This is a genomic window from Streptomyces sp. NPDC111656 (assembly GCF_055656965.1).
This window is the reverse complement of the sequence record NZ_JBVKCA010000072.1, coordinates 1-2,875: the sequence shown is the minus strand read 5'-3', so window position 1 is coordinate 2,875 and position 2,875 is coordinate 1. Positions and strand designations below refer to the sequence as shown.

At 71.9% G+C, this 2,875-nt stretch carries 2 protein-coding genes; one reads left to right on the top strand and one right to left on the bottom strand.

All coding sequences use genetic code 11. The features are described from left to right. Positions 1–318: hypothetical protein (locus ACZ7M3_RS52745; protein ID WP_472073963.1), on the top strand; the 318-nt coding region annotated here is incomplete at its 5' end. A 34-nt stretch (positions 319–352) separates the two neighbouring features. On the opposite strand, the gene ACZ7M3_RS52740 is transcribed toward ACZ7M3_RS52745, so the two are convergent. Next, positions 353–2,491, bottom strand: a complete 2,139-nt coding sequence (locus tag ACZ7M3_RS52740; RefSeq protein ID WP_472073961.1) for a choice-of-anchor D domain-containing protein — start codon at positions 2,489–2,491, stop codon at positions 353–355. Positions 2,492–2,875 lie beyond the last annotated feature (384 nt).

Here is a 2,875-nt window from a genome sequence, read left to right as displayed (position 1 = left end):
GCCGACGACGTCTCGGCGATCCCCGGCTGCAAGCTCGGCGGCAGCATGGGCTGGGGTGTGACGGACCGGCCGGAGACGCTGGAGTGCGGCGTGTGCCGGGCGCCGCTGGTGCTGTTCCTCCAGTTCGACACCTACGAGTACGGGAGGGGCGCCGCGGATCGCTTCCGGCCCCTGGAGGAGCGGGGGCTGGAGCCGGGGAGCCCGGAGGAACACGCGGCGCGCGAGCCGGTGGGCATGACCGTCGGCCGCGGCGGCCATGCCGGGCTGTTCGTCTGCTCGGCACAACCACGCCATCCCGCCTCGCACGTCACCCAGTGAGCGGTACGGCCCACCACCGCACTCCGCCCACGGGTCAGCCGTTGCCGTCGCTGGTGCCGGGCGGGTAGCTGTTATTGCGCTCGTTCGCTTCCTGGACCTCCTTGGAGCTGTCCGCGTAGACGCTGGGGTCGCAGGGAAACTCCGGGTCCGCGCGGCAGATGGGCGGCACCGTCGACTCGATGGTGACGCTGCCGCCCGCGGGGATGGGGCCGGTCTCCACCAGGTCCGATTCCGAGGCCGTGTAGACGACCTCCGTGTGGGAAGCGGGAGCGTCCGAGGCGCCGTTGTTGGCCACGACGATCTCCAGCTTGAAACTGCTTTCGCCGAAGGAGGCCTTCTCGATCACGAGGTCCGGGAGTCCCAGCGCAGTCGCCGTCAGCGGCACGCGTTCCGGGCTGCCCTTCGCCGAGTGCTCGACCACCAGCGTGCCGCTCTTGGCACCGGCGCTCTTGGGCTCGAAGTCCACGGTGATCTCGCAGTAGTGGCCCGGCGAGAGGACCGCGCCCGCGCAGTCGCCGAGAGCCGTGAACTCGGCGGCGTCGGTGCCGTCGACCGTGACGGCGCCGACGGAGAGCGGGGCGTTCCCGGTATTGGTGACTCTGAGCGGGCCCGAGGTGTTCAGCTGGCCGACGGCCGTGTCGGGGATGTTCGGGCCGCCCGCCGGGGAGAAGGCGGCGACGGGAGCGGTGCCGGGTCCCTCGGTGTCGCCGCCCGGGTCGCCGCCGGGGTCGCCGTTGGCCCTGCCGCTGCTCGTGTTGCCGTTGTCCGTGTTGCCGTCGCTGGTGTTCCCGCCGTTGTCCCCGCCGCCGATGGAGCTGCCGCCTCCGGCCGTGCCACCCCCGGCCGTATCGCCGCCGGACGAGGTCGTGCCGGCGTCGGTGTTCTGGCCGGGGCTGACCTCGGAGGCGGCCGGGCTGTCGGGCACACAGCCGCGTACGACCTGCTGGGTGCCCGCGATCAGCGCGACGACGCCGATCGCCGTGGCCAGGTAGGTGAGGGGCTTGCGGGGCCGTTGCCGCCAGGCCGAGTTGGTCGCGCCGGCCGGTGGCGAGATGACGGCGAGGTTGTGGGCGGTGAGTTCCTCGCCGGGGCGGTCGCCGAGCAGCCGGCGCAGTTGCAGAGCACGGCTGAGCAGCGGGTACGCCTCCTCGGGGCGGCCCTCCGCGTACTCCTGGGTGCCCTTCTGGTGGGCGAAGTACGCCTCCGAGGCCTGGTCGCGCATCCAGCGCGCGGCCTCCATGCCCTGGTCGAGGACCTGACGCCAGGCCTCCCAGCGCCCCGACACGAACAGCACCGGCTCCGCCACCCGGACCAGCCGGACGACGAGGGCCCACTCACGCTGTTCGGCCAGTACGCCGAGCAGCCCGACGGCGGCCTCGACGCCGCCTGCCGCCTGGGGTCCGGTGGGGTCGAGGGAGACCAGCCAGTCCGCGAGGGCGCGTGCGGCGGAGGCCAGTTGGATGTAGCGCACCAGGGTCTGTCCGTATCCCTCGGCGCGGCAGACGGGCAGACCGAACCGGTCCTCGGAGCCTTCGACGAGGCCACGGCCGTGCAGCCCGGCCAGGAACTGGGTGACGTACGCGATGTCTCCCATGGCGCCGATGACCTGCGAGGGCAGTGCGGCGCCCGCGAGGAGCGACAGCACCGCCAGGGCCCGGCGCTCCTTCTCCGGCATCGCGCCGAAGCTGCGCCGGTCGAGTGCCCCGGTGTCGCGTTCGGCGATGCCCGCGAGCCGGTCGAGAGCGAGCCCCGGGTCCTCGCGGGCCAGCGCGGCGGCCTGCCGCAGCTGGAGCGGGCTGCCGGCGACGGCGGCCACGAGCCGTCGGGCGGCGGGCAGTTCGTGGTCGGCGAGGGGTCTTCTCAGATCCCGGGACAGCAGCCGCAGGCCGTCCCGCTGTGGCAGACCCGCGAGCTGGAGCGGGGCGGCGCGGTTGCCCAGCACCGGCCGCTGACCGGCGAACACCAGCCCGCAGCCCGGCAGTTCGTCGACGAGGGAGCCGACGAAACCGGCGTCCGCAGGGACGTCGTCGAGCAGCAGCAGCGCCCGGGAGCCGCTCACGAGCCGTGCGCACTCCGCCCGGGACAGCCGGACGGGGCGATCGGTGACGTACAGCCGTCGCACGAGTATCTGAAGCAGATCCCCGCTCTTTGTCGCACCGACCTCGACATGCACGCGCGGAACGGAAATTCCGCGTCCGTCCCGCCCCGGATCCTGCTGCGCCAGACTTCTGAGAAGTACCGTCTTCCCGAATCCGCACGGCGCGTGCACCTCAACAGGTATCCGGGAGTGAATTCCGTTCCAGAGCCGCGCTCTTTCCTCCTCCCGCCCCACCGGCACCTGGGCCGGATCCACGGGTGGCCCCTGGTGCAGGGGGGAATGGGAGGGGTGGGTGCGGTACCGCGTGCGATCGATACGATTGCCACGACCGGAAACCAAGGTGACACTTGAGTCACCGAAGAACAGGGTGACCATGGAATTCCCCCGATTTTCGGCCGGGATTCCCCCGAATCCCGATGAGCCATCATGGAATTCAACTCACCTGTAGGTCAAGCGACT